The sequence below is a fragment of the Aeromonas sp. FDAARGOS 1419 genome, from assembly GCF_019047045.1.
Taxonomy (GTDB): Bacteria; Pseudomonadota; Gammaproteobacteria; order Enterobacterales; family Aeromonadaceae; genus Aeromonas; species Aeromonas veronii.
The window spans coordinates 2,059,891-2,084,007 of sequence record NZ_CP077209.1; the positions used below are offsets into that span (position 1 = coordinate 2,059,891).

The following is a 24,117-nucleotide window of genomic DNA, read 5'->3' on the forward strand; positions in this document are numbered from 1 at the left end:
CTCACGCTTTCACCCATTAAACCTATCTCGCCTAGACATCTCTTTTGATATCACCACCAAATCGAACATACACATCTGAAACTATTAATATGAGGTTCAGGGTAATTGCCATCAACATTTTTCAGAAAATGCAACTAGTGCGTCAAACGATTCCTGAGCAATACCTGCATAAAAAAATAGAACGATGCCTGCTCGCATCATGAGCAGATTAAGACCATGCGTCATATTACCCAATCAATCGCACCAGGGATTAAAACCACTTAAAAACAACAAGTTAAAAACAACCCAATGAACATAAAAAAGGCGTGCGACTAAAGATACATTTCCCCTCCAACTTACCTCTTGCACGGAAACCACAGATTCATTCCTACAGCTATAACGGGATAGAGCCAAGCCGCTATGATTGCCTCATATCCCATTTTCCACGCCTTAGTTGGCTGCTCCAGTAGGTAACGTATCCACACCACTGACCATTGGTTTAGAGGTTGCCTCAATCAGCAATGGTTCTTTTGGATACCAACGGAGCGCTTCGGCTCTTAAATTACGAGCCTCGTCAGGGCGCCCCAACGCATTCAATGCAACAACCATGTTCGCGTAGATATTTGCTCTGGGTGTATGGCGAACAAAATCTTGCCCCCATGCCAGGTAAGCTTCCAGTTCGGTCTTATTCTGAGTCTGTAAACCCACCATCAATCGTACCGCATTTACATCAAACTCAACCCGCGTCAACCAAGCCATTGGATTAATAATATCCAGCAACAATGCTGGCTCCTTATACCCCCCCCGTTCGTATTTGGTGACGACCCAGGCCGTATGAAGCGCAGTCAACATGAATGGTACGATAAACAAGGGGATGGAAACCGCCAGAAAGCGTAACAACAACTTATGGGGGTAACGGTATACGGCTATCCCTCTGGCTGCGTCTGCCCCACAGGTTTCATCGATATACCAGACCAACATCAATAAAAAAATCCAGTGAGCAATGGAGTGATAGAGGGGATATTCGACCTGGGTATGAAGTGTAATGGGTACGACTAATGCCAATAAGGCCAATCCATGCGACCTGGATTGACCCGCTACACGCCATATCACAGCGGCCCCCATCACCAAGAGCCCGATGACAGGCAAGATACCCCCTTCAACAGCCCAATAGAGCAACTCATTATGAGGATGATCAAGGTTGTACTCAATCTGTGGCATTGCCGGATTCAATAACTTGTCTGCCATATAGTTATGCAGGAATACAGATTCGAAAGAACCATATCCCCATCCGGTAAAAGGATGTTGTGACAGCAGGTGCAATGCATACGACCAATAAATCGTACGATATCCCCCCGACTGATAGACAGAAAGACCCCGCTTGACCCCTTCCACACCATACAGAGATGCGAGTCCGAACAGCACGCCCAATAAGACACATGAAAGAGTCACCTTCAAAGCGTGGTTTCTCTTCAACCAGGGAAGCATCATCAGCAAAGCCAATATTCCACCCAGTTGCCCAACTCTGGATTGAAGAACAATCAGCAATACCACGGAACCAACGATCACATACCCCTGAAGTGCCTTCAGCCATCGATGTTGGTTGAGGGTATTTAGCCAAGCAGCCAGAGACAAACCGGTGGCCATAAAACTGGCCATCACGTTGGGTTGCTGAAAAATACCATAGGGGCGATTTGCTTTGGTGTCATAGCCAAGCCAATTGCCAGGTGTTAGCAGGTAATACTGCACCAGGCCCAAAGTCATTTCGATAGCTATCGCGACCAGCATAAGCGTCAATAGCTGTTGACGCGCCTTCTGTGCAAGACGGAACTGATAGAGCGAGAAGAGAAATAATCCGCCGCCGACAAGACCACCGAGGCGAGGAAGTGCGTAATCACGCAAGGTGGCGTCAGACCACGCCATGGGTAGCAGCATCAATACAATCGCGCCCCCCCAAACTTGCAAGAACCTGCTCGACACCAATTCGCCTTTCGACGTTATATGCCACAACCCCAGACAGATCATCAAAGAAGCAAATATCCATCCCCATGCGTTGAAAGGAAGATAGAGACCTGCCCCACCCGGGTTATGCATGAAAAAATGCATTCCAAGTCCCAGCCAAAGTATGCTTATGCCCCAAAAGAGAAAAAACACTCGCTTTTCCCGATGGGCTGATGGCACTGATGACCCGGTGGACGGAAATGTAGGCATAAAAAAGCGCTCTGAAAAAATGGTGTTTCATACAACCATATTCAGAGCGCTTTACTCAAGCTATAGCATTAATTAGTCAGGGAATGATGCGTTGCTACTCAAACTGTAAAGACTGTATTTTCTGGCCAGCATCTGGCCCCCATCTCTGGTCAATGGCATCCAGCCAATCGAGCCTTTGCTGGTTGTCGGGCGCAGCAGCATCAAGTCGAAGGGAATCGTCACATAGATACCTTTAGTGAAACTCCCCTCTCCATACTCATCAGCAGACACATCGGTCAGCGTTGCAAACACCCCTGCCACAACGCCGGATGAGAAGCGTTTGGACAGATCCAGTGTTGCCCCGACATCCCCTGCCAGATAACGGCCAATAGAGAGCTGGGCAGATACATCATCAACATAGGGCAGTTGCCAATAACCGGTCACATGGCCTGTTGCCACATCGTAATCGGCCATCCGCAAGGTATTGTTCCAATCCCGTTGCTTGACCCAGTTCACATCAGCCGCAATCGCCCATGAACGACCAAAAGGACGATACAGCAGTTCGGCACCACCACCGGCGTACATCATCTCCAGATAGCCGGCATAAGCCTGACCATACCACTCAGGTGAGAACTGCTCGAAATGGGCCGCTTGCAGGTTGTTAAGCAATACATCGGAGGAGCTGACATATTCCCGGATCCAGGTTCTCACCCTGGGCAAAGCATCCCCGTCCTGCGGTGGATTCTTGTAATTGAACTTGTCGTAGTTATCGGCCAGGTTCACAAATACCGTGCCCCCCAGCCAGTTCTTCTCGGTCACCCGCCAATCACCATTGAAGTTGAGACCAAGCTGATACATGTAGAAAGACTCAGGCCCCCCAACAGACTGGTTCAACACCGGATCCACGCTGTAACTCAGCGCCGAGCTGCGACTTTCATGGCGAACAGGTGCCGACGGTACATTGGCTGCGATGACATCCGACTTATAAGTAGTCTCTTGTCCCAATGGGAGGTCACTGTTTGCCAACCGTACAGAGTCCATGTCCACTACAGTTTCACGGATATCGAGCCCTTTCTTCTGCTCAACGATATGCAGAGAGTGAACGGAAGCGGGCAACGCATTCGCGGCCAATAATGACATTCGATCTTCGGCTTCATCTGGCTTGCGATACTTCAGCTGCTCACCGCTGACAAAAACACGATCGTCCTTGCCATACCAGACCAGATCACGATATCCGGCATTGCTTTTCGTCTGCGCACTGAGTGCAGCCCAATCGACATCATCCAGTTGGGCCGGACTCTTTTCCGGTTGATACTCAGGCCGGGGCTCATCCAGATGGGCCTGCTGCAACTCATTAAAGTTGGTCCGCATAGTAATGCCCCACATCAGGGTATTGCCACGCTGATAGCTGAGATGAGTATCCATATTATCGAAAATACGATACACGGCACCTATGTTGACTGGTGAGCTATGCGGCAAGGCTCCGTAGCCGCCTTTGCTGTTAAGGGCCGCATACTCGCGGCTGTAATCATTACCGTCATATTCCAGTTTCAGACGCAAAGGGCGCCATGGCGTCTGATACTCGATACCGCCAAACAAGGCCGCCGGGCCGTGGAACAGACTATCGACCTCAAATTTGCCGCCATTGCCCGCATAACCATCATTACGCTGGCACCAACTCTCTTTGTATTCACAGAAGGGGTTCTTGATATTGCCGCTCTCGGCCATATTCCCCCAGCCCATTCCAAGGGTGAAATCAAACGGGCCATAACGTTTACTGGCAACAACGTACTCGCTATCGAACAGGCCAGTCCCCATCAAGTCTCTGAAGCCCAAGGATACTTGGGGTAAGTAATCAGACTCTTGCCAAAGTCGGAATTTAAAATCCATCGACTTGTCTTTATAAGTCTGATCCCCACTGAACTGCTCGTAAGGGCTATACAGGCGAGTTCTGACATCGGTATAACGCAGCGTGGCCTCAAACCAGTCAAAGGGCTGCATGGAGATCGACCAGCGTCGATACTCTTCGTTATCCATGTAGTTGAAACTGAACTCGCCTTCTGCGGCCATTCTTGCACTGGGCATCTGCAGCAGACCTGCCCCACCGAAATCACTTTGCGATGGGCCATAGGGATCATTCGCCCCGGGTGCAGCAACACAAACGGTCGAGACGGCCAGGGCAATATATGAAAGTTTTGGAATCATTAATGAGGCACCCTGTTTGCAATTATCTCGGCGATCCGCTGATTTATTCCGGTAAATGAAGAGGGCAACAGGTCAGGATCAAACCCGACCAGCAGTGCAGCCCCCGCCATGGGTTCACGATGAAGCTTGTTCCAGACGGCAACGGGGACCATCTCGATATCACCGGTTGGCTGGATCAACAGCAGATGAGCCGAGTCGGCCCCCTCCAGCAGCGCATCACGCTTCCAATATTCATCGACACCGGCACCGGGTATCAGAGGCAGCGTGGGGAGTGCTTCCATCAGGCCAAACATGGCAACCTGAGGCTGGCGAGCAGCAACAAACAGTCGGTAGTTGCCTTCCAGGCGAGGGTTATCCTGCGGGGAGCGCTGGGCATTGTCAGGATCAACTATCACAGGCAAACGGCCGGTAACGGTGATGCCTTCAAGTTGATGTGCAAGACGAGCCGCAGAAGAGGCACGTTGAGCCTCACCTTCACTACGCCATATGCTCGCCAGACTCTCCAACTCACGGATCACCGCCGTTTGCTTGAGCTCAAACTCATGTTGACGGGCTGGCGTCGTAATCTGGGCAGAGCGCCAATAGATGGGTGATGGCAGCAGCTTGTTTCTCAGCAAGGCGTCAAGGCGTGCCCCTTCACTCAAGGTGATGGGATCTTGAAGACGCCCCTGATAGTAAATGCTGACACTGGTATCCGCGAAGCAAGCACCGGACAGCAATAAAAGAGATAGGGTCAGTTTTTTCATGACGAGAATGGCTTCAAAATGGTGAGTTCAATGACCGGCAGATCAGGGCCGAGATGTTGCTGGGTTTTTACTACCTGTCCATTAACCGGATCTCGCCAGAAAACATTGGTCCAGGATTTCCCCCCCGGGAACATTGAAACCGTCTCTTCAAAACGCGTAGCTGAAACTCGGCGCGTGACCAGGTCCAGCTCATCCTGTCCGGCACGGACCATCTTCCCTTCAAGACGATAGCCGCTGAGATAGCGCTGTTCCCACTCTGACAAGGCACTCCAGTTGGCAGATGAGGTAGCAGCCATCGACAGTGGGTCGGCAGAAGCACTCTCGCTCATGACCAGGTCATTTTCCATACCGACAGTTTTAATGACCCGACCGTGGCGGGTAATAATCATGACCCGATCGGCTGTCAGCCAGGAGAGTTCATCTCCATTGACATAAGCCAATACCACGAAGATCCGCGGGTTATCACCGATTTTCAGATAAGCGCTTGCATAAGGCAGTTTATTGACATGCTCGGCACTGACGGTCACATCATCAGCCCCCAACACGGCATATTTGATAGTTTCGCTCGTCACAGAAGCAGTATTTGAACAACCGGTGAGAGATAACAAACCAAGAAAAACAAGATTGCGCGATAAAGACATAGAGTGACCACAGTGACAAATAAAAAAATAAGGCTGCCAAAGCAGCCCTATATCATATTAACGAGTACTGGTTGTGGTTCCGGTACCACGGCCGGCATCATCGTTGGAGTTGGCATTTGCAATGGCAACACCAGCAACAACCGCAGCACCTACACCAACGGCAACAATGGTGCCAGTCCCGATGGCAGCAGCACTGGCAGCACCAGCACCTGCGGCACCGGCAGAACCGGTGGATGCGGTAGCAGCAGCAGCTTCTTCAGCAGCCATCACACCATGAGAGAATGCCATGGCAGCAGCCAGAATCAGGGCGGTTTTTTTCATTTCATCTTTCCTTGTTTATTGTCTACTTGTGGCTCGGAGAAAATATGGCATGACAACAATGCTATTACCATATATCCCTTTACCAGCGCATTGCCATGTTCACAAAAAGTTAAGTAACTCATTGTAAACATAGATAATTGCAAATATAGCATACCATCGGGACGCTATTATTGCACTGAAATACAGGTTGCATTCGAAAACTATTTTTGGTGGTCATAAAAAAGGTGCGCCATGAAGACGCACCCTGCATTCACCTATTGCGGTTATCCAAACAGAATGTCAGGCTTTTTCCTTGCTGCCATAACTGTATTGATAATATCCGTAGTTACCGTAATAACTGCTCGCCTTCTTCTCTACCGCGTTGAGCAAGATCCCCTTGATAGCGACCCCGTTTTGCTCGAAGCGGCGAATGGCCACCTCCACCTCTTTGACCGCAGTCTTGGCGAAGCGGGCAACCAGCAAGGATGCCCCCACATGCTGACCAACGATGGCCGCATCGGTGACCGCCAGGATGGGAGGGGAGTCAACGATGACAAAATCGTAGTGCTCGCTCGCCCAATCCAACAGCGCTTTGAAACGAGGGTGCATCAACAGCTCGGAAGGGTTGGGTGGCACAGCCCCACGGCAGACAAAATCAAGGCCATCAAACCCGGTCTGGCTCACAACGTGTGCCAGCTCTGTCTGACCCGCCAGATAGGCACTCAGACCGGCGCCCATCTCCTGCCCCATGACCTTCTGCATATAGCCTTTGCGCAAGTCGGCATCGATAACCAGCACCTTCTTGCCGCCCAGAGCCAACGTGGCAGCGAAGTTGGTCGACACGAAGGTTTTGCCAAGACCCGGGCCGGGGCCCGAGATCATCACTATGTTGTTTTTGGCTTCCATCATGGCGAAATGGAGGCTGGTTCGCAGACTACGCAGTGACTCCATCGCCAAATCGGCCGGATTTCGCGCAGCCAGCAAGGCTTCGTTGAGAGGCATGACCTGCCGCCGCTTTTTCTGCTGCTGCTCGATGGTGGCCTGCTCAGCGGAATAGGGGATGGTGGCATAGACAGACAGCCCCATCTCTTCCAACTGTTCCGGGCTTTCCACACCACGGTGGAAGGCAGCGCGCACCAGGATCAACCCCACTGACAGCATGCCACCCAGCAGTGTCGCCAGTACCACGATCAAAGGTTTCTTAGGCTTGACGGCACGGGTTTCAACGGCGGCATCATCGATGATCCGCACATTGCCGATGGTGCCCGCCTTCATGATATTGAGCTCCTGCTGCTTGTTGAGCAGCTGGACGAAGATCTCCTGACCAACCTGCACATCACGGGTCAGACGCAAAATCTCCTGCTGGGTTTTTGGCAGACGCTTGATCGACTTGTTGATCGCATTTTTGGTATTCATCAAGGTCTGGCGCTTTTCCATCAAGGCGATGTAAGCGGGGTGCTGGCGGGTATAGAGTTGCTGCAACTCCGCTTCCCGGAAGGTCAACTCATTGAGCTGCTTCTCGAGGCCCACCATGGTATCCAGTGCGGCTTTCGCTTCCAGCGACAGATCGACCGACTCATTCTGCTGGCGATAAACATTCAACTGCTCTTCAGAACGATTCAGCTCCTCTTTAACCTGAGGCAGATGCGTCTGCAAGAAATCCAGGCTCTTCTGGGCCTCTTCGGTCTTGCGTACCACATTCTGCTGCAGATAGTTCTGGCTGATGTTGTCGAGCACCGCACGAATGCGGCCCTTGTCATCCCCTTCCAGCGCCAGCGAGATGATCCCGGTATTTTTGCCCTTTTCACTGACCTGAAGATCGCGCTGCAACTCGGCAATCACATCCAGAGCCGGTTGTTTGACCAGCGTGAAGACTTGCCCCTCATCGGCTGCCACATCAGACAACAGAAGGGTGACATCCTCTTTCTCAAGCAACTTGCCTACCTGACCTTCCAGCACCCGCCCCTCAACCTCAAGGGTAAAGTGTTTGTCTGCGTCGACCGTCAGCGTCAGCGGCGTCCCCAGCAATTCAGGCGCCACATCAAAGCGGCTTACCGCCATCTTGGGATAGGGATGCCCCATCAGCCGTGACAGACCACGGCCAACCAGCGGGAAGAAATTAGGAGTCACTACGGTATCGAGGTGAAGCTCTTGTACCGTACGGCCAAGCACCATACGAGAAGTCAGCAGCTCAATCTCGGCGGCGGCATCGGGCTGTTCACCGCCCAATACATCAGCCATATCCCCGAGCAGCGCAGCACCACTGGCTTTTTTCTCCACCTGCAGCAAGGCGTTTGCCTTGAAGACCGGGGTCGCCAACAGAGCGTATGCAACGCCAAGAACCATAAACAGAGCGGTGATCGTCACAATCCACCAACGGCCATCGATCAGGTAACCCAGCAGGCGTCCCAGATCGATCTCGTCATTCTCCACCGCGGCACTGCTCTGCCGGGACGAAACAGAAGAAGTCGTCATTAAACACAATCCATTTTTATAGTCAGATACAACCCAAACACCACCAGACGCTGCGGATGTCGTTACAGTTTTTTCGCCCACCCATCGGCGCTACGCACCAACAGCTGGTAAACATGTTCGTAAGCTTCCCGGCTCAGACGATAGGGATCGGGCACTTCACTCTCCCCCTGCCAGTGGCCAAACAGCATGGTTTTGCCACGAGCCCCCGGGTCGATAGCCGTGACGGCAGAGATATGCCCTTTCTCCATCACCAGGATCAGATCGGCATCCTGACAGAGCTCGCGGGTCAGTTGGCGCGCCGAGTGTCCCTCAAGGGAGAGACCATGCTGCTGTGCCACCTCGCTCGCGACCTTGTCGGCCGGTTTGTCAACCAGGGCACTGACCCCGGCAGAACTGACCTGACGGCCGGGCAAACGCTCGCGAAGCAGTCGTTCACCGGTTGGGGAGCGGCAAATATTGCCCACACACACCACAAGAATTTTTTCAAACATATCGCTGTCGCTCTTAAAAAATAAAATCTGCAGCCACCGCCCCTCACTACGTGCATCTTCCTGAAGGTAGGCGGGTAGAGGGTATAGCCCTCTGCCCTATCCTCCCCGTTTGTCGCTGTATCAAGGCAACAAACAACCGGAGATAAGGGAGGCATCAGCCCCCCCCCAATGCCGTCGCCCTGAGGGAGTACAGCTACACGTCAATCCAGCGGGAGAGGTTAAGCAACATCACGGTCTTACCAGTTGCGAACCCGCAGCATGCCTTCGGTCAGCTCATTAAAGCCGTTGATGGAGGGCACCAGCTGACTCAACACGCGATTCCAGCGTGTCACCGGCGCCGTGGTGACATAGACCACGTCGTAAGGTTGCAACGCAAACTCGGTACCCATCACCAGCGCGGTGGCATCACTCAGGTCGAGTTGGTAAATGGCGGCTTTCTCTTGGGCTTTCGCGGCGGGGCGCAATACGAAGATGCCGGTCGCATTGGCGGCATTTTGGTTAAGGCCCTCGGCACTGCTCAGTGCTTCGGTCAGGCTCATCCCCTCACGACCAATGGTCAGGGTCGATGCCTTGTTAACCTCACCCATCACAAAAACTTTCTGGGCATCGTTGCGCGGCACGTAGAGCATGTCGCCGTCACGCATCAACTGATTGTGAGAGAGATCCCCATACTGCAGCAAATCCTGCATGGAGAGCGGGAACTCCTTGCCCTGGCGGGTCAACACCACATGGTGCCAATCCGCGGTCGGGGTCAACCCGCCAGCCAGATTGAAGGCATCAAGCAGGGTCATCGGCACATTGGTGATAGGCTGGGCGCCCGGCTTGGTTACCTCACCGGAGATGTAAACCTTCTGGGAGCGGAACGCCGCAATGCTCACATCTACCTGCGGGCTCTCGATATACTGGGCCAGACGCTTGGCGATATCGGTACGGATCTGTGCGACAGTTTTACCCACCACGTCCACCTTGCCGATATAGGGGTAGAAGATGGTGCCATCGGCATGGACCCAGTTGCCCGCTTCGCTGGCACTGCGGTAAGAGCCGGCCGGGATGGTCAACTCGGGGTGATCCCACACGGTGACATTGAGGATGTCGCCCACACCAATCCGGTACTCGTAACGGCTGATCTCGCTATTGAGCTCGGGGTTGGCCTTGCCCACCACCGGCGCCTTGCGCAGCTGGCTGATCAACGCCGGTGTAACCGGATAGACATCTGCCAGCTGATCTACATCAACGGAACCTGTAGCCACCTCGGTTTTGCCACTGGTGGAAAGATTGGTACCGGGCACCACAGTGCACGCACTGAGCAGGGCCACGGCCGACAACAGAGGAATGAGCTGAATCCTTTTCACTACCACACCTTATTAAGCTTGCCATCAAGAACTGAACGGAAAAATCGCCGTATGATAGCGGAAAACACGGAGAATTCTGAGATAAATTTACGGATAAAATCACAGCAACAATGGAACCGCTCAATATAAGCAGAACACTGACAACTCAATGGATATATACCCATTTTCAAGCACACCATCTTTGGTGCTGATATTAAAATCAGCCTTGATTTGCCAACAGGTTGAACCAAATATGTGCTTGAATCGTACCAACGTGATATTTAACGGCTTATTTACAATGTAATGCGGTCCCCCCTGCTTGAGGGAACCGCTATCGACTTATTAGTCACTACCAAACAGATCGCGGGTATATACCTTGTCTGTCACATCGCTCAACTCTTCAACCATACGGTTGGCCAATATCACATCACAACTCTCTTTGAATTGCGCCAGATCAGTCATGACTTTGGAGCGGAAAAACTCGGGCTCGCGCAAGGTGGGCTCATAAATAACCACTTCAATCCCTTTCGCCTTGATCCGCTTCATGACCCCTTGAATGGCAGAAGCACGGAAGTTATCAGACCCCGCCTTCATCACCAGTCGATAGACACCCACTCGTTTTGGATTCTTGCGGATCACCGAGTCGGCGACAAAATCCTTACGCGTGGTATTGGAATCAACAATCGCCCGGATCAGGTTATTCGGTACCTGGTTGTAGTTGGCCAGCAGCTGCTTGGTATCTTTCGGCAAGCAGTAACCGCCATAACCAAATGAGGGATTGTTATAATGGCTGCCAATACGCGAGTCCAGGCAAATACCATCGATAACCTGACGGCTATCGAGGCCATGATGCTGGGCATAGGTATCGAGCTCATTAAAAAAAGCAACTCGCATCGCCAGATAGGTATTGGCAAACAGCTTGATCGCCTCGGCCTCTGTGCTGTCGGTAAACAGCATGGGAACATCTTTCTTGATCGCCCCTTCCAATAACAAATTGGCAAACACGTGAGCCCGCTCGGACCGTTCGCCTACCACAATGCGAGACGGGTGCAGGTTGTCGTAAAGGGCGCGCCCTTCACGCAAAAACTCCGGCGAGAAAATAAGATTCTCACATCCCAACTCTTTACGCAGCCGAGCGGTAAAGCCAACCGGAATGGTGGATTTGATCACCATCACCGCATCGGGATTAATCGCCATCACATCCTTCACCACAGACTCCACCGTGCTGGTATTGAAGTAGTTGGTTTCAGGATCGTAATCGGTAGGCGTCGCAATAATAACGAAATCAGCCCCTTGATAAGCCTCTTCTTTATTAAGAGTGGCGCGTAAATTGAGATCATGGTTGGCCAGATAGCTCTCAATCTCTTTATCTACAATAGGGGAGCGCCCATGGTTGATCATCTCAACCTTGCTGGCGATCACATCGACGGCCACCACTTCATGGTGTTGCGCAAGTAAAACAGCATTTGATAAACCGACATATCCCGTGCCAGCGATAGCAATTTTCATTATTATTTCCTGTATTTAATAAAACCGTTAACTGCATACCACCCAAAATACCAGAGACATTGACATAAATTCAGCCCTACAACATCTCGATATAGTCTCCATTGATAACTAGCAGCATTAAATTTATTCTGAGACATTCCGGTATCAGTGCGATACTGGGCTAATACTTCTTGAATACCATGTGCTTCATCACAAAGTTTTAATAACTGAAGCCATAAACCAAGATCTTGTCTCTTACGAATTAATGGCATCGTCTGGCGCCCCAGAACTTCGGCGTTAAACATTGCAGTAAGACAACCAATAACACACCCTTTCAATAATCGTTTATAAGTCACCCGCTTAGGCGGTATAATGACCCCTCCCAATCCATTTTCTGAAAATTTTTGGTATCCTGTATAACTAAATAAAGCTCCGCTTTGCTCCATATAATCGACTTGAACGCTTAATTTATTACTTGACCACAAATCGTCCGCATCCAAAAATGCTATATATTTACCTTTAGCCAAGTTTATAGCTCGATTTCTAGAAACGGCAGCTCCGGAGTTCACCTCATTACAGGAGAATATTATTCTTGGTTCTGAATCAGCATAGCGCCTTAGTATTGAAATAGTTTCATCAGTAGAGCAATCATCCGTGATAATCAGTTCCCAGTTTTGATATGTTTGGTTTATAACACTATCAATAGAATCAGATATAGTCAAACTGGAATTATACGAAGGCATTATAATAGAAATTAAGGGGGGAGTATATTTTTTCAGCATCATAAAATCCTCAATACAAACATGAAATCACCCACCTTTCTTCCAAAAATAAAATAGAAATCTAGCTTTAGAACCTATAAGAGCATAGTTTTTTGTAAAAAATAAAACGCTAGCCATTACGCAAAGAGGAAAACCAAAAACCTCTCTAAACAATATAGCTCTGGATATTAGCTGTCCTTTTCCAGATAAGTTCATTCCTGAGCTATATTTTGGGTGTGAAATAGTCAGCTTATCATCAAATACAAAACCAGATATTATCTTAGATTTCAGTAACCTAGACAAAAAAATAGGCTCGTCGCAAGCTGGATATTTGTTTCCAGCACCCATAAATATAGGAAAACGAACCCTGCTATTTTTAACAGCGTTATTGTTCAATATTATTTGTATAGTCCCAACGTTTAGTACATCCAATATTGAATTAGATTTTTTTTTCTGATAGGTTTTCATCGGATGACCATCTTCATCAATAACTGAAGATATAATAACTCTATTTTTTTCTCTGCGTTCTAAAGAGTTGAGTAAATAGGTTATAACATCTTCAGTTATATGAACATCATCGTCCATAAACCAAATCCATTCTGTGTCACATGAATTAATAGCTTTATTACGGCTATGTGTAACACCTATGCTGCTTAACTTTTCCAGCCTAACATTAGATGGGAGAACCATGTTAGCATCACGAGAGGACTGCCAAAGTATTATATACCGCACCCTTTTATCAAAGGCGTATTGGTTTATAAAATCAATTCTATCACCAAAGGTAGATATAGCAATTGTCAACATTTTATGAAACTCTATCATCGCGTTATTTTATATACAATAGGGGCATCACCCACACAATATTTTTATTAACAATTAACCTGACAACTAGAGTTATATTTTTTACATGCATGACCATATGCTGAAATAAAGAATACAAGCCCCACTTCACATAACAGCGTCCAAAATACCTCCCCTTTGTAATGTAGCAGTAACATCATGCCTATGAAAATAATAGATGCGGATTTTCTAATTTGATAATTGAAAATTTCTCTGGAAGGAATCATAACTAGAATGAAAGAAATAATTAGAATAATCGTAAATGGCACACCAAGCGCAAGAACGTCTCTCATATAGCCTGCATCGGTATGCCCATAGTATGTACCATCCAAATTTAAATACTGTCCATCACCATGAAACAATGTACTTGCCGATAAAGGGTAATACATCTGAGCCAACACATCTGTAGAACTTGTTCTAACCTCACCATACTGAATATAGTTATAAATTGCCTCAAAAGCAAAATACATGAATGAATCTAATTTCTCTTTTAGTGATGGCGCAAGATATGGCAGAAAACTGATCAGTATTGCTGATATTATGAAAATTAAAAATATCTTTTTAAAAATCACCCCTACTGTTGAACTTATGTTTATCAACAAAAATAAAAGACCAAAAACAACACCGAAGATTACAGTTCGTCCGACAGATAGAAAAATAATTGAACATATTAGCAATATTATATAAATCCATGCCCTGTTACTGAACTGATGCTCCATCACGTAGCATATATATATCATAGACGCAAGAAGAACTGCTAACCCAAAGAATTGGCTACCAGATAATGCTAAACCTCGAATCCCCCCCCCATAATATCGCTCGGCGACATCAACACTATTTGCGGTTCTAAATAGATCAAGTGCACTTTTAAATGTGGGACTAGCAAATGATGCCAAAACAATAGAAGCTTGAACCACTAAGCAAAGCAAAATTATTGTTGATAATGAATTATTTTCAGAGTTTTCATAAATAACTGCCGCAACGAATGCCCCCACCCCACCATATACGAACATTCCAACATATATTTTTATGAGTGAAAAATCATAAACACCAGATAATATTGTTGATAATGAATAATATAAAAGCGATGTAAGCAAAAGCAGAACTCCATATATTACATATCGTGTTTTTAGAAAAGACAACAGGATATGAATCACTTTGCTATTGCACAACGGGATAGATAGCAACAGCGAAACAAATAGGGAGTTATAAAAAAATGGAACGGGGAAAGAGAATAAAAATAGAAATAAAATCAATGTGCAATATAATGTTTTCATTGCTCCTGCCTGTTGTTTTACTTTGAATTTATTAGCATTAAATAACTGTTTTGTTTTTTATAAACAAATATCCCAACTGAATTATTGCGGCTATTTTATTACTTTGTTTTAATATGGTTAATGCGGTTCTATACCCAAAGCGATTATCAATATATAAGTCACTTAACGCTTTAACTTCAATATCGGAAAGTTTGTTTTGGAAAAGATGATTGCTAGCAGCTTTAGCCATATTCATCTTCTGCTCGATGAAATTTTTTCTAGACACGCTACTATTTAAAACTCTATATTTCAATAGAGCTTTATTTATCCCTCCGAATTTATATTTTTGAGAAAGGCGTACCCATAGCTCATAATCCTCAGAATGCTTATATTCCTGATCATAATATAAGTCATCATTCAAAATCCCTCGATTAATCATTACACTAGGATGTGCAAATGGCGAACCAAGTAGACAAATTGACTTCAATATAAAATCAGAATTATAGGTTTTTCTAGCACTTATATAACTACCACCTTCATTAATATATTCGTATGCACAGCCAACCACAGCGACATCCGAATGAGAGTTTAAATATTCAACTTGTAGCTTAAACCTATCTACATGAGATATATCATCTGCATCCATTCTTGCAATGTAGTTATATTTAGCGCGTGCAATACCTTCATTTAAGGTCGCAATTAACCCCTTGTTTTCTCGGCTAATTACTATTAATCGTGAATCAATGGCGGCATACTCATTTAAAATATCAAGCGTACCATCAGTGGAGCCATCATCAATGCAAATAATTTCAAAACCAGTATAAGTTTGAGACAATATGCTCTCAACGGCTTCTCTTAAATATAGTTCACCGTTATAAATTGGCATGATAACGCTGATCATTTAAATTCGCTCCATAATTATTTCTTTCGACTTGATATAGATAGGTACAATTAATAGATACTGTATTGCTATCGCAGCTATAAAGCAATATTCAATAGCGCCATATTGGTGAGCAAAGATAACGACCAAAGGAGTGACTATATAGTTTAAAATGGATAGACGATAAAATGGTTCATCTTTGAATGTTCTAAAATACATGAAAACTATTTCATGTGCCAAAATAGCAAGCCTCATTATTGCAATCTGCAATACCAACCCAGTCACAAGAAATCTGTGCTGTAAATTAAGAACATCTAATTTAAGAAATAAAATAAATATGGATGTAATAATAACGTACCCAAACAAACCAAAATACAATGCTTGCTTTAATATTGGCACAGTCTCTGAAACTTTATTTCCCGCAACCAAGTTTCCTAAATGAGCTCTCTTTGTCTGAACCCATGCAGTCATCGCGATAGCAAGAGCATTAATGATTGAATTTGTTGCTCCATACTGACCAGCAAATACAGCACCCACATATTTATAAAAATAAACAGAATATATATTCCAATAGAAGTACCCAACAATCCACACCAAGGATAATTTATACTGAAATGACAGCATGCTCTTGGCTACTGCAAGGGCTCTTTTTACTGAACTGCTTTTATACTCAGAATATATGATGGAATAGTTGCCTTTGAACAAGAGCACATTTGCAAATAACATAGACAACTGTGAAATAAACAATGAGTATAAACCAGCACCTAGCCATAATGATATGATTAAGCCGACTGAGTATGCTACACCACTAATTAGTTTTGATAAGTAGACTTTTTCAGCATTAATTCTACCTTCTTCAACAAGTGGGATAATGTTATTTAGTATATTGAAACAAAAAAGTAGGGAATATAATAACCATGGTGATAGCCATATTGATTTGTGAGTATCAGCAAAAACCCATTGAGCATATAACTGTGAACTAAAAAAAACTAATAATGACATCACAGTAAAAAAACACACCGCAACTTTAACATAACTATTAAAGTGACTTTTTATCTTTGTGGCAGACAAGTGCTGCACAATAGCAGTTGAAAAACCAATTTCAAATATCCATTGAATAGTAGATATTGAAATAAAGGTATAATAAACCCCCTGAATTTCGGGGGTTAGTTTAGTTGCAACCAGAAGAACAGCTAATGGACCGCTCATCAACTTTAGAAATAGCGAGCAGATAGAATATAACGCAGATCTGTTTTTGATTATAAATTCATACATGAATTAATTAATTTTTCCAACCATATTGTAGTTACTACAACTCATCTGGATTATACGACTATAAAATCAACACAACTATTGCGTTTGATAAACTTTCACATCATAAGTGACAATAGAAAGCCTGTTTACAACCGTATAGACAAGTGTTGCTTTAGTATTAATTAATCTTTTTGATTCTTACCGAATCAGAAGCTGGTGCTTTTATCCCTTTTACCCACCGCCCAAACTTCCACGCATATGTCAGACAGAGAGAATAAGCCACAAACAGCAACAGATAGAGCCCCATCATCAGCCACTCCGGTAATTTGGCCTGTTCGGCCAGAATACCGAAGAACACAACACCGAGGTTGGCAACGACAATCAGCAATAGGGATTCGCGAGGGGTAAAGCCGGCGTGCAGCAGAATATGATGCAGATGATTGCGATCCGGGCGCAGAGGGGATTGCCCTTTGCGAATACGGCGGATCATGATGCCCACCATATCCATCAGCGGCAGGCCGATCAACCAGAGTGCGGTCACAGGGCGAAATGCTGGTTCCAGCTCATTATGTTGTGAACCAAACAGCACCAGATAGCCGATGATAAAGCCGAGGAACATGGAGCCGGCATCACCCAGGAAGATCTTGCGTTTAAAAGGAGGAATATTGAGATTGACGATCAGATAGGGGACCAGAGCAATGGTGATCACCAAACAGATATGAGTCATATCAGGCATGGTGCTGGCAAACAGAATAGATAGCCCCACGAGTGAAATACCCGCCATGCTGCCAGCCAGACCATCAATACCGTCCATCATGTTATAGGCATTGATCGCCGCACAGACAGCAACAACGGCAATCAGCAGGTCAATAAATGGAATTGTGATGTTCCCGATGCCCAGCACATCACCAAACTGATGGAGGCTGATATCGGTCGACAGGCAGAGGATAAGGATGAGCAATGCTTGCAGGGTCAGTCTGAGCCAGGGGGAGATATCCTTGGCATCATCGATAGCACCAATCACCATCATGCAACCGGCACAGGCCAGCATGGTGATGATCGCGCTCTGCAGTGGAAGGGTGAAGAAGACGCTGAGGTATACCCCCAGACAAACCGCAATCCCACCAATCAGGGGGATCGCACCGACATGTTGTTTACGTTGATTCGGTAAGTCAACGAGTTGTAGCTTGGCAGACAGTGGACGCAAACAGGCGATAGCCAGCGCGGTTCCAACGAATGCAACCAGACCAGACGTTTCCATTATTGTTTTATCCCTAGAAATTTCAGGTTCGCTTCTGATGGCGACCTGCTTTTTATTTGCTTGATAACTGCCTGCCATCCAATTGATGGCAAAACAGCCAATGCTCGCTCAATAAACAACCAGATTATTGAAAAATTGAATAGCTACCGCCCCTGAGTTACAGCTCCCAGTGTGCATGCAGTCTTTTTATATTGTTAAAAGAGTTAGTAAATAGCGTTGTGATTTACAATCAGCAACCTCTGGCAAGAGGGGCGACAAAACCAGTCGCCACGCCAGCTATTCGCCATAACCCCTACACTGTGCACCAATATTTCACGCCAAAATGTAGGATAATTCCGAAATAACGGGGGGGGATTGTACCTATGGTTCATCGAAATGAGTAGCCAATCTAGTCCATGACTGGCTCGATCGATTAAAAAACAAACAAATTGATGAGGAAGCAAAAAAAAAGCGCCCAATAATGGGCGCTAATATAAAAACTCAGTGATTGGCAAGCAAAAAATCTATGTTATGTGAGGGCAATTTAACAACATTATCACTTGGTGGTAGCTGCTGCTTGGCCAGCCACACCAGATCACAAATACCATCCGTCGGTTCGAAGGCTGCCGGAGCATGCATCAGTATGTCGCGCACTTGCTGTTGATCAAAACGGTGACAAGCATCATCCAACGAGGCCAGCAAGGGGCGCAGTCGCGACCAGGGCAGCCAGCTTTCTTGTGCCACCATGATCCGGGGATGCTCGGTTCCTCTGGCATCATCACCAATCAGTAACTCTTCGTAGAGCTTTTCACCCGGCCGCAACCCCGTCACCTCGATGGCGATATCACCATCGGGCCGCTGCTCATCACGCAGTGTCAGACCGCTGAGGCGTATCATGCGTTTGGCCAGTTCCATGATCCGTACCGGTTGACCCATATCGAGCACAAAGACATCGCCCCCCTCCCCCATGGCACCAGCCTGGATCACCAGCTGGGCAGCCTCAGGTATCGTCATGAAGTAACGGATGATATCGGGGTGAGTCAGGGTGATGGGCCCCCCTTTATCGATCTGCTGCCTGAATAACGGCACCACTGAACCGGAAGATCCAAGAACATTGCCAAAACGCACCATACAAAAACGGGTGCTGTGCTTCTCGCGGGTCAAGGCTTGCAAGATCAACTCGGCTAGACGCTTGCTGGCCCCCATGGTATTGGTTGGCCGCACGGCTTTATCGGTAGAGATCAGCACGAATGTTTCTACCCCTGCCTCAATGGCCGCCTGTGCCGCATAAAGAGTGCCGAATACGTTGTTACGTACCCCTTCAATGATGTTGAACTCAACCAGCGGGACATGTTTGTAAGCAGCCGTATGGTAGACGGTCTGGATCCTGAAGCTCTGCATCACCGTCTTGAGACGATGCTGGCGCTGCACTGACCCCAGTAACGGCACCAGATCCGTTTCGATTTCTTCACGCTGACACTGCTCCCGCAGGTTCTTGTGCAGGACATAGAGGGCGTATTCGGATAGTTCGAACAGTACCAGAGTGGATGGCCGGCACCGCAAGATTTGGCGACAGAGCTCAGAACCAATAGAGCCACCGGCACCTGTCACCATGACCGCTTTGCCTGTGATATTGGCCTCCATCAAGGTGGTCACCGGCTCTACCGGATCTCTGCCCAACAGATCGTCGATGGAGACCTCATTGAGCTGATCTATGCGAGCCGAGCCATTGACAAGATCGGCCATCCCAGGGATAGAGAGCACTTCGCAAGATAGGTGCTCAAGTGCATTAATCACCTCCTGACGGCGAGCCCTGGTGCTGCTCGGCATAGCCAGCAAGATCTTCTGCACCCCATGGTGGTCAATCAAGGTTGGCAGCTGGGCGCTGTTATAGACAGTACACCCCTGGATTACACACCCCTGCTTGGCTGGATCATCATCAACAAAGGCAACGGGATAAAACTCATTGCCTTGCAACAAGGCCATTTGCAGCTGTCGGCCCGAAGAGCCCGCGCCGTAAATCAACACCTGGGTGCGAGCTAAACGGGTGGTATTAAGGAGCGCCCGGAAAAACAGCCGCACACCGCCAACCAGCAGCACTAAAAAGGAGAGATAGATAACCGAAACCGTTCTCGGCAGGAAGATATCGAAGTAAAACGCAGAGAGAACAAAGAAACAGGTTGAAAGAAATGCCCCTAGCGAGATTGTCCATAGCACCCGAAAGCTGACATATCGGAGCACTGCACGATAAAGCCCCAGCCTTACAAACATACCGATGCTGACAATGATAATTGCGCCAAGCAGTGCCCAGTGATGCGGGCTATCGATTGGCCAATTATGTTCAAGCCGGATCCAGTATGCCCCCCAATAGGTCATGGTGATCAGGATCATATCAACGGTGACAGAGATGGCACGCTTGCTGGCTCGTGACAGGGAGCCCAGACAAGTCAGTAGCCAGCTCCCACCGGGTAAAAGCTCATTTCTCATTCTGGTACTCCTGCATTCAGGTGATACGCAAGAAAAGCTAACGGCAAGTAGGCAATGACCAGACCGCTCACACCATCGAGCTGGCCCAATACAATCATGACAGCGATCGGTGCAAGCCAGAGGCTATTTATAAGAAGCACAGCCAAGGTCACGTTTCGATGGCTCTGCCAACGCCTCGCCGCATACTGAAATGCATGGGTCCGATGAGCCTGGCTCAAACGGCATTTCAGGCGAAAGCGATTCAGCAACGTCCAGGTCGCATCAACCACAAAGACTCCGAGCATGACGAGCCATGCCCACAGGAATTGAGGTGCAGATGCAGCATCCAGCAGCATCAGGGAAGCCAGCATCAAGCCAAGAAATCCGCTGCCACCATCCCCCATAAAGATCCTGGCGGGCGGAAAATTCCAGCACAAGAAGCCCGCCGCCGATATCCCCAGTAGCAGGATCAAACTGGCAGACGACCACTCCCCCCCAACCAGATAGTGAAATAACGCCATGAACAGGCAGACGACAACGGCCTCGCCAGCTGCCAAGCCATCGATGCCATCCATAAAGTTGTACAGGTTGATAAACCAGATCACCCCCAGCCAGGCCAGCAGGTAACCAAACCAGGCAAGATCCAGCTGCCAGCCAAAGAAGGTCAGCGCTGGCAAACCATTAACCGCAGATACCACCAAGGCTGCCGCCATGCTCTGCACAATCAGGCGAGTTCGGGGCTTGAGAGAGATGTGGTCATCGATAAAACCAACCAAGGCAATCCCCAGCGCCGCAGCCCATATCAATGCGAAGCTGCTCTGGGATATGCCGGAGGGAAGTGGGATCAGGGTGGCAAACAACGGGGCTGCCAGCAGAAAGGTCGCCACGATAGCCATGCCACCGCCTCTCGGGGTCGGCACCTGATGCGAACTGCGATGATTGGGTTGGTCAAGCAAGCGGGTCTGTGCGTAGCGCCTGAGCAGGCCGGTCATGGTGATTGAAAGAAAAAGACAAAATATCGACAACAAAACAAATGCCAGCATCAAGACGACTCACTATGGATTGACGCCATCAGAGATAGGGTCTGAGAGAGCGAATAGGGTGCCGACCATTGTAATCGGCTCTGAGCCTTGCGGGTATCCATTTCCAGAGAGCCATAAATCCGTTGTAGCTTGGCATCAATCCCCAAACAGCGTCCAAGCACTCTTATTACTCCTGGTGGGAGATAAAAGAGCCGACAGCTAACTCCTTCTGCTTCTGCAATCGCCGCTAATAACTGCGACGTCGACACTGCGACAGGATCTGCGACTAAAAAGACCTGATTCACTGCAGCAGGGTGCGCCATCGCATGGGCAATGAAGTCACACAGATTAGGTAACGCCAACAGGCTACGCGCATTGGTCAAACGGGCAAAAGGGAGCGGGATCCCTTTGCGCACCCAGGTCATCATGCTGGCAAAGTTAGCCTTCACCCCTTCCCCGTAAATAAGAGGAGGACGAATGATGGTTACAGCCATACCACACTCTTTCGCGAGTGCCATCAGCCCCTGTTCCGCGTCATACTTCGAGCGTCCATAGGGATCTTCTGGCGGACTTTGCACATTCTCATCAAATGGCTTGCCAGGCTCGGTCTGCTCGCCATTCACTTTGATCGAACTGATAAAGATGAAGCGCTTTACTCCTGCCTCAGCAGCCTGCCGGGCAAGAGCGAGGGAGCCCTCTGTATTCACCGCTCGAAACGCAGCCAGGGGATCTGTCGCGGTATCCGACATTACATGCACCCTGGCAGCACAGTGAACAACCACATCCACCTGTTGCAATTGAGCAGTCCAGTTGGCATCCGCAGTCAGAGAGGGAGCCTGAACATGGTAAGAAGCCAGCGAGTGACTTCGCACCGCTCCTTTAACATTCGCCCCCAGCGCCAGCAAGTGTTCACAGACCGCCTTGCCTACAAATCCGTTGGCACCTGTGACCAAGACTGTACTTTTGATATCTACCATTACCACCAACGCCAACCGTGAATATTGAAGAAAGTCACCATGGAGCGCCCAAACATCCAGATATGGCGCCAGCCTTTGCGGGATGCATGCCCACCGTGATGAACGACCTTCACCTGAGGGACATAAGCAATCCGGCTGATCTTTCCAGCCCGCAAACTGATGTCAAAATCTTCAAAATAGAGGAAGAAGCGAGGGTCAAACCCTCCGAGCTGCTGCAGAACATCTGAGCGAAACAGCATAAAACAACCACTGACAATGGGTGGGTCCCACAGCACGTCACGATCGTTGAGCTGGTCTGCCATCTCATATTTCGCCAAGCGCGTCTGAAATAACTTCTTCACAAACGCGGGCGCAAAACCACGCAGCAATAAATCAAATACGGTTGGATAGCGTTTACAAAGCCGTTGTACCTCACCATTTTCCCATGTAGCGAAAGGCGTCAATAATCCACAATCCGGATGTTGCTCCATAAACTCGAGCGCATTTTTCAGTGCATCTGGAGCAACTTCAAGATCTGGGTTCAGAATAAGATGATATTTAGTATCAGTCTGTAATGCACGGTTATGACCAGCCCCAAACCCAGGATTTGACTGTGCAAAAATCAAGTCATGATCACCTATAAAACTCTTGCTTACATCTTCATTTTTAATAGCAAAATCACTCGATGGAGAGTGGTCTACAACTATCAAGGAACTCACAACCCCAGCATCAGTTACTGCTCTCTGTAATTTTTTGAAAGTTGTTGTTATCATTGACTTTTCAGTGCAATAAGTAACCATGGAAATAGATAAATGATATTGGCACATGCTATTTAATCCAGTGATCACGCCACAGTAAAATATTGCGTTCAAAAACGTTATAAATAACAACCGAGACAATTAGCGTAGCAAATATAAAACCAAGAAAATATAAAATAGTAGTATCCTCAGTCACATTTGGCAAATAGCAACCCATAGCACTTAACACTAATAAACTTACGAGATACGCAGAATATGGCCATCTGGCAATTGGCTTTACAAATCTATAGAATAAATTATTAACCCTTAAGCTAATACCAAAAGCAAGCAGACCAGAGGCAGCGAGATTCGCTATTGGAAATAATAAAACCTTTAATAACAAGCTGTCATCGATAACTTCATTTGGCTGCATCGAGATAATAATAACGGGTATTAGCAACAAAGCTAAGAAAGGTGCTGCCTTAATTGTTATATCTCGCCATAGTTTACCATGGTAATAAAAATAAGAGGTTAATACGCCAATCATAATTAAATCAAGACGTAATAATGCTGTCGTTCTGACTTGATTAAATGTTAAACTAGGCTCTAAACACACAAATATTATGCACATCATCAAAGAAAACACTAGCAATATAAAAAGAGTAACCAACAATGTCCACATAGCAGAAGCTTGCCAAGTAAAAAACATTAGTATTGGTATAAAAAATCTCTTCAATTACCAAGCTCCAAGCCTCACCAAAAAAACTAGGATGGGGCGATAACAAGCTTTGCGTAAATGTCATATAACGTCATAATTCTGGTGCCGATTCAGGTCGGCCATGTGTCAATAATCAGCCAA

20 protein-coding genes are annotated in these 24,117 nt (G+C 47.4%); all 20 read right to left on the reverse strand.

What is annotated here, in order from left to right:
• Positions 1 to 429: 429 nt before the first annotated feature.
• The 20 genes from I6L49_RS09145 to I6L49_RS21050 all read right to left on the reverse strand — a co-directional run bounded on the left by I6L49_RS09145 (position 430) and on the right by I6L49_RS21050 (position 23,994).
• On the reverse strand, positions 430 to 2,073 hold the full coding sequence (locus I6L49_RS09145) for a PglL family O-oligosaccharyltransferase (protein ID WP_216951636.1): 1,644 nt from the start codon (positions 2,071 to 2,073) through the stop codon (positions 430 to 432).
• Positions 2,074 to 2,262: 189 nt separating this feature from the next.
• Positions 2,263 to 4,374, reverse strand: a complete 2,112-nt coding sequence (locus I6L49_RS09150) for a YjbH domain-containing protein (protein ID WP_216951352.1) — start codon at positions 4,372 to 4,374, stop codon at positions 2,263 to 2,265.
• Positions 4,374 to 5,120, reverse strand: a complete 747-nt coding sequence (locus tag I6L49_RS09155) for a capsule biosynthesis GfcC family protein (RefSeq protein ID WP_216951354.1) — start codon at positions 5,118 to 5,120, stop codon at positions 4,374 to 4,376. The genes I6L49_RS09150 and I6L49_RS09155 overlap by 1 nt, the downstream gene beginning before the upstream one ends.
• Positions 5,117 to 5,761 carry a YjbF family lipoprotein gene (locus I6L49_RS09160; protein WP_216951356.1) on the reverse strand — a complete coding sequence of 215 codons (645 nt, stop codon included), beginning with the start codon at positions 5,759 to 5,761 and terminating at the stop codon, positions 5,117 to 5,119. Before I6L49_RS09160 ends, I6L49_RS09155 begins: the two co-directional genes overlap by 4 nt.
• A gap of 57 nt (positions 5,762 to 5,818) precedes the next feature.
• Complete coding sequence (locus tag I6L49_RS09165) at positions 5,819 to 6,082, reverse strand: hypothetical protein (RefSeq protein WP_042080343.1); 264 nt, start codon at positions 6,080 to 6,082, stop codon at positions 5,819 to 5,821.
• A 279-nt stretch (positions 6,083 to 6,361) separates the two neighbouring features.
• On the reverse strand, positions 6,362 to 8,536 hold the full coding sequence (locus I6L49_RS09170) for a polysaccharide biosynthesis tyrosine autokinase (RefSeq protein WP_216951358.1): 2,175 nt from the start codon (positions 8,534 to 8,536) through the stop codon (positions 6,362 to 6,364).
• Between the two features lie 62 nt (positions 8,537 to 8,598).
• Complete coding sequence (locus I6L49_RS09175; protein WP_042018640.1) at positions 8,599 to 9,027, reverse strand: protein-tyrosine-phosphatase; 429 nt, start codon at positions 9,025 to 9,027, stop codon at positions 8,599 to 8,601.
• Positions 9,028 to 9,263: 236 nt separating this feature from the next.
• A complete protein-coding gene (locus I6L49_RS09180) occupies positions 9,264 to 10,379 on the reverse strand; it encodes a polysaccharide export protein (protein ID WP_270804085.1) in 1,116 nt (371 codons plus the stop codon).
• Between the two features lie 321 nt (positions 10,380 to 10,700).
• The gene (locus tag I6L49_RS09185; RefSeq protein ID WP_216951360.1) at positions 10,701 to 11,867 is read right to left on the reverse strand and encodes a nucleotide sugar dehydrogenase; all 1,167 of its coding nucleotides are present in this window, start codon (positions 11,865 to 11,867) and stop codon (positions 10,701 to 10,703) included.
• A 2-nt stretch (positions 11,868 to 11,869) separates the two neighbouring features.
• Positions 11,870 to 12,631: a glycosyltransferase family 2 protein gene (locus I6L49_RS09190; RefSeq protein WP_254127567.1), complete on the reverse strand. Its 762-nt coding sequence runs from the start codon at positions 12,629 to 12,631 to the stop codon at positions 11,870 to 11,872.
• Between the two features lie 24 nt (positions 12,632 to 12,655).
• Positions 12,656 to 13,411 (reverse strand): glycosyltransferase family 2 protein, encoded by a 756-nt coding sequence (locus I6L49_RS09195; RefSeq protein WP_216951363.1) that lies wholly within the window; start codon positions 13,409 to 13,411, stop codon positions 12,656 to 12,658.
• Between the two features lie 65 nt (positions 13,412 to 13,476).
• On the reverse strand, positions 13,477 to 14,544 hold the full coding sequence (locus I6L49_RS09200; protein WP_216951365.1) for a hypothetical protein: 1,068 nt from the start codon (positions 14,542 to 14,544) through the stop codon (positions 13,477 to 13,479).
• A 217-nt stretch (positions 14,545 to 14,761) separates the two neighbouring features.
• Positions 14,762 to 15,604, reverse strand: coding sequence for a glycosyltransferase (locus I6L49_RS09205; protein WP_216951367.1), 843 nt, complete (start codon positions 15,602 to 15,604; stop codon positions 14,762 to 14,764).
• Complete coding sequence (locus I6L49_RS09210) at positions 15,605 to 16,792, reverse strand: oligosaccharide flippase family protein (RefSeq protein WP_216951369.1); 1,188 nt, start codon at positions 16,790 to 16,792, stop codon at positions 15,605 to 15,607.
• 223 nt (positions 16,793 to 17,015) lie between these two features.
• On the reverse strand, positions 17,016 to 18,176 hold the full coding sequence (gene wecA / locus I6L49_RS09215; RefSeq protein ID WP_254127569.1) for a UDP-N-acetylglucosamine--undecaprenyl-phosphate N-acetylglucosaminephosphotransferase: 1,161 nt from the start codon (positions 18,174 to 18,176) through the stop codon (positions 17,016 to 17,018).
• 402 nt (positions 18,177 to 18,578) lie between these two features.
• A complete protein-coding gene (locus tag I6L49_RS09220; RefSeq protein WP_216951371.1) occupies positions 18,579 to 20,564 on the reverse strand; it encodes a nucleoside-diphosphate sugar epimerase/dehydratase in 1,986 nt (661 codons plus the stop codon).
• Entirely contained in the window at positions 20,561 to 21,586 is a 1,026-nt protein-coding gene (locus tag I6L49_RS09225; RefSeq protein ID WP_216951373.1) for a glycosyltransferase family 4 protein, read from the reverse strand. The genes I6L49_RS09220 and I6L49_RS09225 overlap by 4 nt, the downstream gene beginning before the upstream one ends.
• The gene (locus tag I6L49_RS09230; protein ID WP_216951376.1) at positions 21,586 to 22,542 is read right to left on the reverse strand and encodes an SDR family oxidoreductase; all 957 of its coding nucleotides are present in this window, start codon (positions 22,540 to 22,542) and stop codon (positions 21,586 to 21,588) included. Before I6L49_RS09230 ends, I6L49_RS09225 begins: the two co-directional genes overlap by 1 nt.
• On the reverse strand, positions 22,542 to 23,348 hold the full coding sequence (locus I6L49_RS09235; protein ID WP_216951378.1) for a glycosyltransferase: 807 nt from the start codon (positions 23,346 to 23,348) through the stop codon (positions 22,542 to 22,544). The genes I6L49_RS09230 and I6L49_RS09235 overlap by 1 nt, the downstream gene beginning before the upstream one ends.
• Position 23,349: 1 nt before the next feature.
• The gene (locus I6L49_RS21050) at positions 23,350 to 23,994 is read right to left on the reverse strand and encodes a hypothetical protein (RefSeq protein WP_254127571.1); all 645 of its coding nucleotides are present in this window, start codon (positions 23,992 to 23,994) and stop codon (positions 23,350 to 23,352) included.
• Positions 23,995 to 24,117: the final 123 nt, after the last annotated feature.

Bases quoted from the DNA above. Each gene is read 5' to 3' on its own strand.
- I6L49_RS09145 (WP_216951636.1), bottom strand. From the start codon at position 2,073: ATGCATAACCCGGGTGGGGCAGGTCTCTATCTTCCTTTCAACGCATGG.
- I6L49_RS09150 (WP_216951352.1), bottom strand. From the start codon at position 4,374: ATGATTCCAAAACTTTCATATATTGCCCTGGCCGTCTCGACCGTTTGT.
- I6L49_RS09155 (WP_216951354.1), bottom strand. From the start codon at position 5,120: ATGAAAAAACTGACCCTATCTCTTTTATTGCTGTCCGGTGCTTGCTTC.
- I6L49_RS09160 (WP_216951356.1), bottom strand. From the start codon at position 5,761: ATGTCTTTATCGCGCAATCTTGTTTTTCTTGGTTTGTTATCTCTCACC.
- I6L49_RS09165 (WP_042080343.1), bottom strand. From the start codon at position 6,082: ATGAAAAAAACCGCCCTGATTCTGGCTGCTGCCATGGCATTCTCTCAT.
- I6L49_RS09170 (WP_216951358.1), bottom strand. From the start codon at position 8,536: ATGACGACTTCTTCTGTTTCGTCCCGGCAGAGCAGTGCCGCGGTGGAG.
- I6L49_RS09175 (WP_042018640.1), bottom strand. From the start codon at position 9,027: ATGTTTGAAAAAATTCTTGTGGTGTGTGTGGGCAATATTTGCCGCTCC.
- I6L49_RS09185 (WP_216951360.1), bottom strand. From the start codon at position 11,867: ATGAAAATTGCTATCGCTGGCACGGGATATGTCGGTTTATCAAATGCT.
- I6L49_RS09190 (WP_254127567.1), bottom strand. From the start codon at position 12,631: ATGATGCTGAAAAAATATACTCCCCCCTTAATTTCTATTATAATGCCT.
- I6L49_RS09195 (WP_216951363.1), bottom strand. From the start codon at position 13,411: ATGTTGACAATTGCTATATCTACCTTTGGTGATAGAATTGATTTTATA.
- I6L49_RS09205 (WP_216951367.1), bottom strand. From the start codon at position 15,604: ATGATCAGCGTTATCATGCCAATTTATAACGGTGAACTATATTTAAGA.
- I6L49_RS09210 (WP_216951369.1), bottom strand. From the start codon at position 16,792: ATGAGCGGTCCATTAGCTGTTCTTCTGGTTGCAACTAAACTAACCCCC.
- wecA (WP_254127569.1), bottom strand. From the start codon at position 18,176: ATGGCAGGCAGTTATCAAGCAAATAAAAAGCAGGTCGCCATCAGAAGC.
- I6L49_RS09220 (WP_216951371.1), bottom strand. From the start codon at position 20,564: ATGAGAAATGAGCTTTTACCCGGTGGGAGCTGGCTACTGACTTGTCTG.
- I6L49_RS09225 (WP_216951373.1), bottom strand. From the start codon at position 21,586: ATGCTGGCATTTGTTTTGTTGTCGATATTTTGTCTTTTTCTTTCAATC.
- I6L49_RS09230 (WP_216951376.1), bottom strand. From the start codon at position 22,542: ATGGTAGATATCAAAAGTACAGTCTTGGTCACAGGTGCCAACGGATTT.
- I6L49_RS09235 (WP_216951378.1), bottom strand. From the start codon at position 23,348: ATGTGCCAATATCATTTATCTATTTCCATGGTTACTTATTGCACTGAA.